Genomic DNA, 13,901 nt, shown 5'->3' with positions numbered 1-13,901 from the left:
ACTATATCGCCCGCGTTCAGGAAGCCATGCCGGCCCGGCGCGCCTCGAAGGCTGCGATCTCCTTGTCGGTGTAGCCCACCTCGCGCAGCAACTCGCCGGTGTGCTCGCCAATGCGCGGCGGCTGCAGGCGGATGCCCGGGCGCTCGCCGCCAATCGTGAACGGCATCAGCGGCACCTTGGCCATGTGGCCGTCGTTCATGCGCATGGGCGCGAGCCCGCCCGTGGCGTTGAGGTGCGGATCGTCGAACAGCTCCTGCGGCTTGGTAATGGGCGCGAAGGGCAGCTCGTTCTGCTCGAACACGGCGCTGAGCTCGGCCGCGCTGTGGCCCGCCAGGTGCGAGCGCAGGATCGGCATCATCCAGTCGCGCGCCAGTACGCGGTCGTTGTTGCTTTGCAGACGCGTGTCGGCCAGCATCTCGTGGAGGCCGAAAGCCTTGCAGAAGATCGCCCACTGCTTGTCGCTCACTACGGCGAGGAAGACCTGCTCGCCGTCCTTCACGGTGAACACGTCGTACACCGCCCAGGCCGAGATGCGGCTGGGCATCGGGTCGGCCGCACGGCCCGTGGCCGCGAACTGCATCATGTGCTGCGCTACCAGGAACACGTTGTTCTCGAACAGCGCGGACTGCACTTCGCAACCCTTGCCGGTGAGCTCGCGCTGGCGCAGCGCGGCCATTGCCCCGATGGCGCCGAACATGCCGCCCATGATGTCGTTCACGCTGGTGCCCGCGCGCAGCGGGTCGCCGGAGCGGCCCGTCATGTAGGCGAGGCCGCCCATCATCTGCACGACCTCGTCGAGGGCGGTGCGATGGTCGTAAGGCCCGGGCAGGAAGCCCTTGTGGCTCACGTAGATGAGGCGCGGATGGCGCTCGCGCAGCGCCTCGTAGTCGAGCCCCAGCTTCTTCATGGTCCCGGGCTTGAAGTTCTCGCTCACGATGTCGGCCGTGGCGACAAGCCGCAGCGCGGCCTCCACGCCCTCGGGTGTCTTGAGGTCGAGCGCGATGCTCTTCTTGTTGCGGTTGAAGGTGGGGAAGAAACCCGAGCCCGAACCGAGCAGGCGGCGCGTGCTGTCGCCCTCGATCGGCTCGACCTTGATCACCTCGGCGCCGAGATCCGCAAGCAGCAGGCCGCAGGTCGGTCCCATGACCATGTGCGTGAACTCGACGACACGGATGCCGGCGTAGGGAAGTGGATTGGTTTCAGCCATGTGCAATGGTTTCCTGTTGGACAAAGCCCTTGGGCAGGCCGGCTTCGGGCGTCATGCCGTAGACCGGTTCGCCGGGGAGGCCCGCCATGAGCGGCGCGCGCGCCGCAATGAGCTTTGTGATGTCGATGCCGGTGCGAACGCCCATGGCCTCGAACATGAAGACGAGGTCTTCGGTCACCGCATTGCCCGAAGCGCCCGGTGCGTAGGGGCAGCCGCCGAGGCCGCCCAGGGATGCGTCGAAAGTGCGCACGCCCTCGTCCCAGGCGGCAAGGCAGTTGGCAATGCCAAGGCCGCGCGTGTTGTGCATGTGGGCGGCGCCGGCATGCCGGCCGAGCTCGGCGCGCAGCCGCTTGAAGAGCCGGCGCACCTGCGCGGGATTGGCATAGCCCACGGTGTCCGACAGGCCGACCTCCTCGGCGCCGGCTTCGGCGCACTGCGCCGCGAGGCGAATCACGTCGTCTTCCGGCACCAGCCCCTGCAGCGTGCAGCCGAAGGCGGTGGAGATGCCGGCCTCGAGCTTCACATGCGGCGCCATGGCGCGACGAAGCTCCGAGATGGCGCGCACCTCCTCCACCATTTCGGTCGGCGTCTTGCGCACGTTGGCGAGCGAGTGCGCGACGCTGGCCGAGACCGGCATGGTGAGCTTGTGCACGCCGGCTTCGAGCGCGGCCTCGGCGCCTTTGCGGTTGGGAACCAGCGCCATCACGGTGAGGCCCGGCAGCGTGATGGCGTGGCGAACCACCTCGGCCGCGTCAGCCATCTGCGGCAGCAGCTTCGCGGGCACGAACGAGGCGACCTCGATTTCACGCACGCCGGCGGCATGGAGCGCATCGATCCAGCGCAGCTTGTGCGCCGTGGGCATGGTGGCCTTGACCGACTGCAGGCCGTCGCGCGGACCAACCTCGCTGATGAGGACATCGGGAGAAGTCATCGGATGTGTTCCTTGGCGCGATTGGGCATTTGATCGCTTGACAGTTCTATCTTACAGAACTAGATTCCGTAAAACAGAATTAGACCTCCGATCGACTTTCACTGTCAAGTTGGCGCCGTGCCCCGCAAAGCCCAGACCGAATCCGTTGCCGACCGTCATGCCGCCCCCGGGGGCGCGGCCGCGGTCGACCGCGCGCTGAGCCTGCTCTCGGCCTTCCAGCCTGGCGACGAGGCGTTGTCGCTCGCGCAGTTTGCCGAGCGCACGCAGCTCTACAAGAGCACGGTGCTGCGCCTTTTGGCTTCGCTCGAGCATTCGCGGCTGATCCGCCGGCAGGACGACGGGCGCTATGCGTTGGGCGCGGAGATCGCGCGGCTGCACGGCCTGTATGCGGCGTCGCTCTCGCTCGACCGCATCGTGCTGCCAGTGCTGCGCGCGCTGGCCGCCGCCACGGGAGAGAGCGCGGCGTACCACGTGCGGCAGGAACAGGGTGCGAGCTGGGTGCGGCTGTGCCAGTTCCGCGTCGACTCGTCACACGTGGTGCGCGACCACGTGCGCGCGGGCGACCTGCTGCCCAACGACCGGGGCGCGGGGGCGCGCGTGCTGATCGCATTCGGCTCCGAGGCCGGGCGGCCGCGCAGTGCGAGCGAGCGGAAGCTCTACGACACCATCCGCGCGCAGGGCTACTGCGCGCTGGTGGGCGACCGCACGGCCGAGCTGGCGGGCATTTCTGCACCGGTGTTCCATGCCGACGGACGCCTGGCCGCGGCGCTTACGCTGACCATGCCCACGCACCGCTACGACGAACGCCACATCGAACCGGTGTGCGCCGCGGCGCGCGAACTCAGCGCACTGATCTGACATCGGGATGCATGAAGGCTTCCTCGATTACATTCATTTTTGTCACTGATAAATCCCGGTTTCGGCTCTTACTCGCCGACAAAGTATCGAATAAAGTCAGCGCATGGACCATCCCGGGGCAGTTCTCTTCGACGCATACGGCACCTTGTTCGACGTGTACAGCGTCGGGCAGACGGCCGAGCGGCTGTTCGCCGGCCAGGGCCAGGCGCTGGCCACAGGCTGGCGCGACAAGCAGATCGAATACACCCGCCTGGTGACCACCAGCGACGACGGCGCGCACTACCAGCCCTTTGGCGAACTCACGCGCGCCGCATTGCGCTACACCTGCAAGAGGCTCGGCCTCGCCCTGACGGAGACCGCCGAGCAGCAGCTGATGGACCAGTACCGCACGCTCACGGCTTTTCCCGAATGCCGCGACGTGCTCCAGGCGCTCAAGAGCCGCGGGGTCGTCACCGGAATCCTCTCGAACGGCGACCCTGGCATGCTCGCCGCGGCCGTTCGCAGCGCCGGCCTCGACGGCCTGCTCGACCACGTGCTGAGCGTGGACGGCATCCGCAAGTACAAGACGCACCCCGAGGCCTACCGGCTCGGCGTCACGGCCACCGGCCTCGCGCCCGCGCAGATCGCCTTCGTGAGCTGCAACGGCTGGGACGCGCTCGGCGCCACCTGGTACGGGTTTCGCACGCTCTGGGTCAACCGCTACCAGCTTCCTTTCGAAGAACTCGGCACTGAGCCCGAACGCATCGGCAGCAGCCTGCGCGACGTGCTCGGGTTCTTCTGACAGACACCGCCTTCCTTCTCATCCAGCATCCGCATTGCACCGTTCTCCAGGAGAAAAAACATGACCGCCCGCACCACCGCCCACCGACTTCAGGTTGCGACCGAGCTCCACCGCTTCATCGAAGACAAGGTCCTGCCTGCCAGCGGCGTGGCGAGCGACTCCTTCTGGAAGGGCTTCGACGCCATCGTGCACGACCTCGCGCCGAAAAACATCGCTTTGCTGGCCGAACGCGATCGCCTGCAGACCGAGATCGACGCCTGGCACAAGAAGAACCCCGGGCCCATCAGCGACATGCCGGCCTACCGCGCGTTCCTCGAGAAGATCGGCTACCTGCTGCCGCAGCCCAAGGGCGCGAAGGCCACCACCGCCAACGTCGACTCCGAGCTCGCCTTGCAGGCCGGCCCGCAGCTGGTGGTGCCTATCTTGAACGCCCGCTACGCGCTCAACGCCGCCAACGCGCGCTGGGGCTCGCTGTACGACGCGCTCTATGGAACCGACGCCATTCCCGAAACCGATGGCGCCGAAAAGGGCAAGGGCTACAACCCTGTGCGCGGCGCCAAGGTCATCGAGTTTGCGCGCAACGTGCTCGACCAGGCCGCGCCGCTCGAAAACGGTTCGCACAAGATGGCGACCGGCTACAGCGTGAAGGACGGCCAACTGCACGTCGCGCTGCAAAGCAGCGGCACCACGCTGCGCGATCCCTCTGCCTTCGTAGGCTACCAAGGCGATGCGGCATCGCCGTCGTCGGTGCTGCTGAAGCACAACGGTATTCACCTGGACATCCGCATCGACCGAAGCACGCCCATCGGCAAGGGCGATGCGGCCGGCATCAGCGACGTGGTGCTCGAATCCGCGCTCTCGACCATTCTCGACCTCGAAGACTCGGTGGCCGTGGTCGATGCAGCCGACAAGGTCATCGCGTATTCAAACTGGCTCGGCATCGTGCAAGGCACGCTCACCGAAGAAGTCGCCAAGGGCGGCAAGACCTTCACGCGCGGCCTCAACCCCGACCGCGAATACACCGGCGCCAACGGCCAGCCCGTGAAGCTGCACGGCCGCTCGCTCATGTTCCTGCGCAACGTGGGCCACCTGATGACCAACCCGGCCGTGCTGTATGCGGACGGCAAGGAAATTCCCGAAGGCATTCTCGATGCCGTGGTGACCACCACCATCGCGATGATCGACCTGAAGCGCAAGGGCAACTCGCGCACCGGCAGCATCTACATCGTCAAGCCCAAGATGCACGGTCCGGCCGAAGTGGCTTTTGCCAGCGAGCTGTTCGGCCGCGTCGAGCAACTGCTCGGACTGCCGGCCAACACCGTGAAGCTCGGCATCATGGACGAGGAGCGCCGCACCAGCGTGAACCTGAAGGCCTGCATCGCCGAGGCCGCCGCGCGCGTGGCCTTCATCAACACCGGTTTCCTCGACCGCACCGGCGACGAGATGCACACCGCCATGCATGGTGGCCCGATGATCCGCAAGGGCGACATGAAGTCGAGCGCGTGGATCGGCGCCTATGAAAAGAACAACGTGCTGGTCGGCCTCTCGTGCGGGCTGCGCGGCAAGGCGCAGATCGGCAAGGGCATGTGGGCCATGCCCGACCTCATGGCCGCGATGCTGGAGCAGAAGATTGGCCATCCCAAGGCCGGCGCCAACACCGCCTGGGTGCCGTCGCCCACCGCCGCCACGCTGCATGCGCTGCACTACCACCAGGTGAGCGTCACGGCCGTGCAGCAAGAGCTCGAGAAGATCGACGCCGATGCGGAACGCGACAACATCCTGAACGCGCTGCTTCAGGTGCCCATCGCAGCGCAAGCCAACTGGACCGACGCCGAGAAGCAGCAGGAGATCGACAACAACGTGCAGGGCATCCTCGGCTACGTGGTGCGCTGGATCGACCAGGGCGTGGGCTGCTCCAAGGTGCCCGACATCCACAACGTGGGCCTGATGGAAGACCGCGCCACGCTGCGCATCTCCAGCCAGCACATCGCGAACTGGCTGCTGCACGGCGTGGTGACCAAGGCGCAGGTCGACGAGACCTTCCAGCGCATGGCCAAGGTGGTCGACGAGCAGAACGCGGGCGATCCGGTCTACCAGCCGATGGCCGGCAACTTCGACACCTCGGCTGCGTACAAGGCGGCGCAAGACCTGGTGTTCAAGGGCATCGAGCAGCCGAGCGGCTACACCGAGCCGCTGCTGCATGCATGGCGTTTGAAGGTCAAGGGCGAAGCCTGACCGGCAACCTCGGCACCCCGCCGCGCCGTTCTGTTTCGGCGGCCGCGATGCTCGTGGCACTGGCTTCGGCCTTTGCCCTGAGCCAGGCCTTCCGCACCGTCGGCGCGATGATGGCCACGCCGCTCAGCGGCCAGTTCGGCCTGACGCCGCAGCAGCTCGGAACCTGGGCGGGCACGTTCCATTTCATGTTCGGCGTCATGCAGCTCGCGATGGGTGTCTCGATCGACCTCTTCGGCGTGCGCCGCACGGTGCTGACCGCCTTTCCGCTGGCCATTGCGGGTGCCGCGTTGTGTGCGGCGGCGCCGAGCTTCGGCGCGCTGCTGCTGGGGCAGGCGCTGATCGGCGTCGGCTGCGCACCCGCTTTCCTTGCCTGCACCGTGTTCATCGCGCGGCATTTCGATGCCTCGCGCTTCACGGCGATGTCGGGGCTGGTGTTGAGCCTGGCCGGTCTGGGCATCCTCTTCACGGGCACGCCGCTGGCGCTGCTGATCGAAGCCGCCTCATGGCGCGCCGGCTACGCGGTGCTGGCTGGCTTCGCCGTGCTCTCTTGGCTCGTGATCTTCTGGCGCGTGCGCGAACCGTCGCGCACGGAGGAGGCCGCGGACCCGAAGGCTGCTCCGGCCGAACGCCAGTCGTTGCGCAAGGCCGTGCGCGAACTGCTGCCGCTGTTCGCGATGCCGCACACGCTGGGGTTGCTCTGCTTCGCCTGCGTGTCGTATGCCGCCTTCATCACGCTGCGCGGCCTGTGGCTCGGGCCGGTGCTGCACGAGCGCCACGGCCTGTCGCTCGTCGCGAGCGGCAACGTGGCGCTGGTCATGACGATCACCGGCATGATCAGCCCGGCGCTGTTCGGCCGCATGGACCCGGGCGCCGCCCGGCGCGCGCGCTGGATGATGGCCTGCGCCGCCACCGGCGCGCTGATGTTCGGCGCGATGGCGCTCACGCATTCGCGCGCGGTGGACATCGGCCTGCCGATCGTCTATGGCCTTCTCTCCGGCTATGGCGTACTGCAGTACGCGTATGCCCGGAGCGCCTATCCGGCGGCCATGACCGGGCGCGCCATGGCGCTGCTCAACATGGCGATGTTCCTCGGCGTCTCGCTCATGCAATGGACGACCGGCGTGGCCGCATCGTGGGCCGTGGCGAACGGCATTGAGACTTACCGCGCGGTGTTCCTCACAATCGCCGGCATGCTGGCGGCGGGAACCCTCGCGTTCAGGGTGATGCCGCGCGCATCGGATGCGGGCTCGCCGCGCGGCGTCGACCACCGTTAGCCATCGCCGAGCCGCGTGCGCACTTCGCGGCGGCTCAGCTGGCGCTTGGCCACCGCATAGACGAAGGATCGCGCATAGGTCACTGGGCGGTTCGACATCCCTGGCATGACGTGGCATGCACCGCTGCGCGTCACGAGGCAGCCGCGCATCACGTCGAAGCGCTTGTCCTGCTTCGCGCTGTCGCCCTGGGCCTCGGGAAAGGGCGCCAGCCGCACCTCGAACCAGCAGCCATCGACCCGGTGCCACTCGGTGAACGCATCGATCACGAGGCGATCGGCCACGGCCTGCTTGCGCTTCGCGGCCTCCTGCTGCCGGCCTTTGCGCCGCAGCCGGTTGGGCAGCAGGATGCCGGTTGCCGGGTGCACGAACAGCTCGACATGTGCGGCATCGCGCAATGGCACGCGGTCGCCGCCGCTCCTCCACCAGGATTCGCTGACCCACACTTCGCCGTCCCGCAGCACGGCCTCGCGTTCAACGAAATCGTCGATGTGCAGGAAGATGTGCGCCTGCACCGTGCTGCGCCGATCGATGCCGCTGCACAGTTCCGCATACACCTTGTCCCACGGCCGGTGCACCTGCTTGTGCAGCCAGCGCTTCAGCGGCGCAAGGTTCTCGTTGAAGCCCTTGGGATGGGCATAGCCCTGCGTCATGCCCAGGTGCGAACCACGTTCCCTGCTGTTGCGCCACTTGCGTCCATCGCCCTGCACACCCCCGCCGCGGCGCGGCCGCTCGACGATGACCTTGTCCATGTCGTCACGCATCGCTGCCCCTCCCCTGCAGGCTGCGCGCAGCCTTTTGCAGCGCCACCTTCTGCGCCCGCCGCTCCGCGCGGTGCGTTCGCAGATGGCGGCCTGCGCCCTGGCTCGACTCGCGGCGCGCCATCGCGGCCACCACGGGATTGCGCGGCGCCGCATTCGGCACCGAAAAGTAAAACCGGCCCAGGCGCTTCCGATCGTCGCGGGCCTTTCGTTGAGCACTCATGTGCGCACACTCCAAAAACAAAAAAGCCCCGGCGAATGGCTGCGCGGGGCCTTTGTCGATGGGCCTCGGGCGGATGCATGGATGCACATCCGGCCGGGGCGGTCGGTGTGCGGGTCAGGTGTTCAGAAAACGGTTCATTGAATGGAGTTGCCGCCCGGGAGGTTGATCGTCGCCGGGCGCGGATGGAAAAACTGTTGCTGAAAAACGAAGGGCGGATTCTGGCGAGCACGCGCGCTGTGCGCAAGCGGCGCGTGAATCGCTGTGGCGCAAAGCCGACGCGGCTTCGAGGGCGAATCCAAATGCGCAATTGCCCCGTATTGCTCTGGAGCGCGCCGCGCTTCCGAGCTGTCGGCGGTCGCCGCAGAGGTCTTTCAGGAATATTTTTACCAGGAGCCTTTCAATGAAAAAACTCGTGATTGCCATCGGCGTTTCGGTTGTGCTCGGCGCTTGCGCGGGCGGCATGGGCATGAGCGGCAGCAGCGCCACAGCGGCCAACCCCATGGTGGGCGGCGCCGCGATGCTTCCAACAAAGGACATCGTCGACAACGCCGTGAATTCAAAGGACCACACCACGCTGGTGGCCGCGGTGAAAGCGGCGGGCCTCGTGGGCACGCTCAAGAGCCCCGGCCCGTTCACGGTGTTCGCGCCGACGAACGCGGCCTTCTCGGCACTGCCGGCCGGCACGGTCGACACCCTGCTCAAGCCCGAGAACAAACCGACGCTCTCCAAGGTGCTGACCTACCACGTGGTGCCCGGCAAGATGGACGGCGCCGCGCTCATGAGCGCCATCAAGGCGGGCGGCGGCAAGGCCACGCTGAAGACCGCGAGCGGCGGCACGCTCATTGCCACGATGAGCGGCAGCAACGTGATGTTGAGCGGTGCCAAGGGCGGCATGGCCACGGTGACCATCGCCAATGTCTACCAGTCGAACGGCGTGATCCACGTGGTCGACAAAGTGCTGCAGCCGGGCTGATCCCCTCTCCTCTCCTCTCCTCTCCTCTCGTCTCGCGGCGGTCTCTTCAGCTTCGCTGCGCCGCCTCGGCTTCGTCGCGCAGCCACTGCGCGAATTCCAGCGCGTCGCGGTTGCCCGCGGCGCGCCGCGAAGTTTCGATGAAATAGCCGCGATGCGAGGCCACGCCTTCGCCGAGCGGCGCGACCAGCCGGCCCGCCTGCACCAGATCACGCAGCAGCGGCAGCCGGCCGATCACCACGCCCTGCCCCGCCACCGCGGCGGCCACCGCATCGGTGTAAAGGGTGAAGCGCAGCGTGCTCTTCATGCGCAGGTGGTCGAGCCCCATCACGCGGAGCCAGGGCTCCCAATCGACGGTGGGGGCCTCACCATGGTCGGCGTATTCCACGGTCAGCAAGGTGAGCTTCGAAAAATCGGACGGCTCGCGCAGCGAGGCGGCGAGTTGCGGCGAACACAGCGGAATCACCGACTCCTCGAACAGCGCCGGGCCGATGCCGCGGCCGATCGGCACGAAGCGCACCGCAAGGTCGATGCGGCTGCTCTCCAGGTCGAGCACGTCGAGCGTGGCCGACACCCGCACGTCGACCTGCGGGTGGCTGCCGGTAAAGCGCGCCAGTCTCGGAATGAGCCAGAACGATGCGAAGCCCGGCGTGCTGGTGATCGCCACCTGCCGCGGCGCGGAGCTCGCGCGCACCCGCGCCGTGGCATCGCGCAGGCGTTCCAGGCTGTCGGTCACGGCCCGCTGCATGACGCCGCCGGCCTCGGTGAGCGCCAGCGCACGGTGGCGACGCTCGAACAGCAGCACGCCCAGGCTGGCCTCGAGCTGCTGGATCTGCCGGCTCACCGCCGATTGGGTGAGGTGCAGTTCGCCGGCCGCCAGCGTGAAGCTGAGCCGGCGCGCCGCGGCCTCGAAACTGCGCAGCAGTTCGAGCGGCGGAAGTTCGCCAGCAGGGGCTCTCGCATTCTCTGGATGCATGCAATGAGTTCCGAATGACCGCGTGTAAGTAATAGATCAACTCACTATATTCATTCGTACCACGAATGCAATGGAGCTTGCCATGAGCACCCACCCGAATCCTTCTTCGCGTTTCCACGTCAGCCTGCCGACCCGTTCCATCTTTGCCGTGCCCGATGGCGCGGGCGTGGGCATCGAATGCCGCAGCGGCTCGGTCTGGGTCACGCTCGACCGCGACCCGCGCGACATCGTGCTCGCGCCGGGCGAGCGCTTCGTAGGCAACGAACACCGGCGCGTGCTGGTCTCCGCGCTGGAGGCTTCGTGCATCAGCGTCTCGGATGCGCAGCCGGCGGCCATGCCGCTGCCTGCGGCTGCACGCCGCGCGTCGCCTTGGCGACTGCGGCCTCTCGGGTTGTCCCCGGCTTGACCTACGGGTCCTCGGCATCGAACCTCGATGCCATGGACTTTCCAAGCACCGAATGCCGCCCTCCAGAGGGGCGGCTTTTTTGCGTCGGGCGTCCGTCTCCCGTTGTTTTCTTATCGAGAAGGACATGACCATGGCAGAGGCATACATCGTGGCCGCGGCGCGCACCGCCGGCGGCCGGCGCGGCGGCAAGCTCGCGGGCTGGCACCCGGCCGACCTGGCGGCGCAGGTGATCGACGCATTGGTGGCAAAGAGCGGCATCGACCCGGCGGCGGTCGAAGACGTGATCCTCGGCTGCGTGAGCCAGGTGGGCGAGCAGGCGACCAACGTCGCGCGCAATGCGGTGCTGGCGTCGACGCTGCCCGAATCGGTGCCGGGGACTTCGGTCGACCGGCAATGCGGCTCGTCGCAGCAGGCGCTGCACTTCGCGGCGCAGGCGGTCATGTCGGGCAGCATGGACGCGGTGATTGCTGGCGGCGTCGAAAGCATGACGCGCGTGCCGATGTTCACGCCCAACGCGCTGCCGGCCAAGGCGGGCCTGGGCACTTACATGAGCCCGGGCATGAAGAGGCGCTACCCGGGCGTGGAGTTCAGCCAGTTCATCGGCGCCGAGATGATCGCCAAGAACTACGGCATCGAGAAAGAAGCGCTCGACCGCTATGCGCTCGAAAGCCACCGCCGCGCGATCACCGCGACCCGCGAGGGGGCCTTCGACGATGAGATCGTGCCGATCGAAATTCTCTCGGCCGACGGCAGGGGCACCGGCGAACGACACGCGCTGGACGAAGGCATCCGCTTCGACGCCACCCTCGAAGGCATTGCGGGCGTCAAGCTGATCGCCGAGGGCGGACGCTGCACCGCGGCCACCGCGAGCCAGATCTGCGACGGCGCGAGCGGCGTGCTGGTGGTGAACGAACACGGCCTGAAGGCGCTGGGCGTGAAGCCGCTCGCGCGCATCCACCACATGAGCGTGCTGGGGCACGACCCGGTGATCATGCTGGAAGCACCGCTGCCCGCCACGCTGCATGCGCTGAAAAAGGCCGGCATGCGCATCCAGGACATCGACCTCTATGAAGTGAACGAAGCCTTCGCACCCATTCCGATTGCGTGGCTGGAAGCGCTGGAGGCCGACCCGGCGCGGCTCAACGTGAACGGCGGCGCCATTGCGCTCGGCCATCCGCTGGGCGCCTCGGGCACCAAGCTCATGACCACGCTGATCCACGCGCTGGGTCGGCGCGGCAAACGCTACGGGCTGCAGACGATGTGCGAAGGCGGCGGCATGGCCAACGTCACCATCGTGGAAAGGCTCTGATGGACACGCAGCCTTATGTGCTCTACGAGCTGGCCGACGGCGTCGCCACGCTTACGCTGAACCTGCCGGCGAAGCTGAATCCGATCGCCCGCGAACTGCAGATCGAACTGCGCGACACGCTGGAGCGCATCCGCGACGACCGCGCGGTGCGCGCCGTGATCCTGACCGGCGCCGGCAAGGCCTTTTGCGTCGGCGCCGACCTGAGCGCGATGGCGCCCGGGGACGAAGGCAAGTCCCTCGGCGACCAGACGGCCGAATGGATGCAATCGCTGAGCAATCCGCTGATCGAGACGCTGCGCACGCTACCCGTGCCGGTGGTGGCCGCAGTCAACGGCGCCGCAGCCGGCGCGGGGGTAGGCCTGGCGCTTGCGGCCGACGTGACGATTGCCGCGCGCAGCGCCTACTTCTACCTGTCCTTTTTGCCCAAGCTCGGCATCGTTCCGGACCTTGGCTGCACCTGGGCCATTCCGCGCCGCGCGGGCAAGGCGCGCGCAATGGGCATGGCGCTGCTCGACGAGCGCCTGAGTGCCGCGCGGGCGGTGCAGTGGGGCCTGATCTGGGCCTGCGCCGACGACGAACAGCTGCTGGAGGAAGCACGCGCCATCGCACAGCGGCTCGCACGCCTACCGGCGCATGCGGTTGTCGAGGCGCGCGAAGCCTTCGAAGCCTCGGAGCGCCACACGCTCAAGGAACAGCTGCATTACGAAAGCGAACGCCAGCGCGAGCTGATCGACCGTCCCACCTTCCGCGAAGGCGTGAGCGCCTTTTTGCAAAAGCGCCCGCCAACGTTTCCGGGGCGCTGAGGCCATGATCGAACGCACGCTCTTCAGCGCCGATCACGAGGCCTTTCGCGACAGCTTCCGCCGCTTCATGGACAAGGAGATCGCGCCCTTCCATGAGGCATGGGAAGAACAGGGCTACGTGGATCGCGCCGTATGGTCCAAGGCGGGCGAGAACGGCTTTCTGTGTATGGCGCTCCCCGAAGAATATGGCGGCGCGGACGCCGACCTGCTGTATTCGGTGATCCAGTTCGAGGAGCTTTGGGCGCGCGGCTTCACAGGTATCGGCTTCGGGCTGCACAGCGAGATCGTGGCGCCGTACATCCTGCGCTATGGCACCGAGGCACAGAAGCAGCGCTACCTGCCCAAGCTCGCGAACGGCGAGATGGTCGGCGCCATTGCGATGAGCGAGCCCGGCGCGGGCAGCGACCTGCAGGCGGTCAAGACCAGTGCCATCCAGCAGGCGGACGGCAGCTACCTGCTCAATGGCAGCAAAACCTTCATCACCAACGGCTGGCATGCCGACCTGGTGATCGTGGTGGCCAAGACCGACCCAGCCGCCGGCGCGAAAGGCACCAGCCTGTTCCTGGTCGAGCGCGGCATGGCGGGCTTCGAAAAGGGGAAGCGCCTGAAGAAGCTGGGACTGAAGGCGCAGGACACCTCCGAGCTGTTCTTCAACGACGTGCATCTGTCCGCCGATGCGCTGCTCGGCGATGCCGCGCAGCTGAACCGCGGCTTCATCTGCCTGATGGAGCAGTTGCCGTGGGAGCGGCTGCAGATTGCCATCAGCGCGGTGGCCGCATCGCAGGCCGCCATCGACCAGACCGTGGCCTATGTGAAGGACCGCAAGGTGTTCGGCCAGCCGGTGGGCAACTACCAGAACACGCGCTACACGCTGGCCGAGCTGCAGACCGAGGTGCAGGTGGCGCAGGTGTTCGTCGACAAGTGCATCGAGCTGTTGATGGCCGAAAAGCTCGATACCGCCACTGCCAGCATGGCCAAGTACTGGACCACCGACCTGCAGTGCAAGGTGATGGACGAATGCGTGCAGCTGCACGGCGGCTACGGCTTCATGTGGGAGTACCCCATCACGCGTGCGTACGCCGATGCGCGGGTGCAGCGCATCTATGGCGGCACGAACGAGATCATGAAGGAAGTGATCACGCGCTCGATGGGGCTCGGCGGGCGCTGAAA

At 67.1% G+C, this 13,901-nt stretch carries 14 protein-coding genes; 9 read left to right on the top strand and 5 right to left on the bottom strand.

Annotation, left to right across the window (positions count from 1 at the left end; genetic code table 11):
- Positions 1-16 precede the first annotated feature (16 nt).
- Both J2X92_RS11155 and J2X92_RS11150 read right to left on the bottom strand, forming a co-directional pair.
- Positions 17-1,207: a CaiB/BaiF CoA transferase family protein gene (locus J2X92_RS11155; RefSeq protein ID WP_307575686.1), complete on the bottom strand. Its 1,191-nt coding sequence runs from the start codon at positions 1,205-1,207 to the stop codon at positions 17-19.
- Positions 1,200-2,138 (bottom strand): hydroxymethylglutaryl-CoA lyase, encoded by a 939-nt coding sequence (locus J2X92_RS11150; protein WP_307575684.1) that lies wholly within the window; start codon positions 2,136-2,138, stop codon positions 1,200-1,202. The genes J2X92_RS11155 and J2X92_RS11150 overlap by 8 nt, the downstream gene beginning before the upstream one ends.
- A 117-nt stretch (positions 2,139-2,255) precedes the next feature.
- Here J2X92_RS11150 and J2X92_RS11145 point away from each other — a divergent pair, with 117 nt between their 5' ends.
- From J2X92_RS11145 to J2X92_RS11130, 4 genes are all read left to right on the top strand, one after another.
- Positions 2,256-2,996, top strand: coding sequence for an IclR family transcriptional regulator (locus tag J2X92_RS11145; protein WP_307575682.1), 741 nt, complete (start codon positions 2,256-2,258; stop codon positions 2,994-2,996).
- Positions 2,997-3,099: 103 nt separating this feature from the next.
- A complete protein-coding gene (locus tag J2X92_RS11140; protein WP_307575681.1) occupies positions 3,100-3,777 on the top strand; it encodes a haloacid dehalogenase type II in 678 nt (225 codons plus the stop codon).
- A 60-nt stretch (positions 3,778-3,837) separates the two neighbouring features.
- A complete protein-coding gene (locus tag J2X92_RS11135) occupies positions 3,838-6,012 on the top strand; it encodes a malate synthase G (RefSeq protein WP_307575679.1) in 2,175 nt (724 codons plus the stop codon).
- Positions 5,982-7,286 (top strand): MFS transporter, encoded by a 1,305-nt coding sequence (locus J2X92_RS11130; RefSeq protein WP_373424818.1) that lies wholly within the window; start codon positions 5,982-5,984, stop codon positions 7,284-7,286. Before J2X92_RS11135 ends, J2X92_RS11130 begins: the two co-directional genes overlap by 31 nt.
- Here J2X92_RS11130 and J2X92_RS11125 read toward each other — a convergent pair.
- The gene (locus J2X92_RS11125; protein ID WP_307575676.1) at positions 7,283-8,047 is read right to left on the bottom strand and encodes a hypothetical protein; all 765 of its coding nucleotides are present in this window, start codon (positions 8,045-8,047) and stop codon (positions 7,283-7,285) included. The genes J2X92_RS11130 and J2X92_RS11125 overlap by 4 nt on opposite strands.
- Positions 8,040-8,267 carry a hypothetical protein gene (locus J2X92_RS11120; RefSeq protein ID WP_307575675.1) on the bottom strand — a complete coding sequence of 76 codons (228 nt, stop codon included), beginning with the start codon at positions 8,265-8,267 and terminating at the stop codon, positions 8,040-8,042. The genes J2X92_RS11125 and J2X92_RS11120 overlap by 8 nt, the downstream gene beginning before the upstream one ends.
- A gap of 400 nt (positions 8,268-8,667) precedes the next feature.
- Between J2X92_RS11120 and J2X92_RS11115 the strand changes: the two genes are divergently transcribed.
- Positions 8,668-9,240 (top strand): fasciclin domain-containing protein, encoded by a 573-nt coding sequence (locus J2X92_RS11115; protein ID WP_373424817.1) that lies wholly within the window; start codon positions 8,668-8,670, stop codon positions 9,238-9,240.
- A 46-nt stretch (positions 9,241-9,286) separates the two neighbouring features.
- Here J2X92_RS11115 and J2X92_RS11110 read toward each other — a convergent pair whose 3' ends face one another.
- Positions 9,287-10,213 (bottom strand): LysR substrate-binding domain-containing protein, encoded by a 927-nt coding sequence (locus J2X92_RS11110; RefSeq protein WP_307575674.1) that lies wholly within the window; start codon positions 10,211-10,213, stop codon positions 9,287-9,289.
- Positions 10,214-10,295: 82 nt separating this feature from the next.
- Here J2X92_RS11110 and J2X92_RS11105 point away from each other — a divergent pair, with 82 nt between their 5' ends.
- From J2X92_RS11105 to J2X92_RS11090, 4 genes are all read left to right on the top strand, one after another.
- Complete coding sequence (locus J2X92_RS11105) at positions 10,296-10,619, top strand: DUF2917 domain-containing protein (protein ID WP_307575673.1); 324 nt, start codon at positions 10,296-10,298, stop codon at positions 10,617-10,619.
- A gap of 130 nt (positions 10,620-10,749) precedes the next feature.
- Positions 10,750-11,928 (top strand): acetyl-CoA C-acetyltransferase, encoded by a 1,179-nt coding sequence (locus J2X92_RS11100; RefSeq protein WP_307575672.1) that lies wholly within the window; start codon positions 10,750-10,752, stop codon positions 11,926-11,928.
- Complete coding sequence (locus tag J2X92_RS11095; protein WP_307575671.1) at positions 11,928-12,731, top strand: enoyl-CoA hydratase-related protein; 804 nt, start codon at positions 11,928-11,930, stop codon at positions 12,729-12,731. Before J2X92_RS11100 ends, J2X92_RS11095 begins: the two co-directional genes overlap by 1 nt.
- Positions 12,732-12,735: 4 nt before the next feature.
- The gene (locus J2X92_RS11090) at positions 12,736-13,899 is read left to right on the top strand and encodes an acyl-CoA dehydrogenase family protein (protein WP_307575669.1); all 1,164 of its coding nucleotides are present in this window, start codon (positions 12,736-12,738) and stop codon (positions 13,897-13,899) included.
- The last annotated feature ends 2 nt before the right edge of the window (positions 13,900-13,901 follow it).

It is taken from the genome of Variovorax paradoxus, from assembly GCF_030811855.1.
Classification (GTDB): Bacteria; Pseudomonadota; Gammaproteobacteria; order Burkholderiales; family Burkholderiaceae_C; genus Variovorax; species Variovorax paradoxus_L.
The sequence above is the reverse complement of the archived record's forward strand: the minus strand, read 5'-3'. Positions and strand labels throughout refer to the sequence as shown.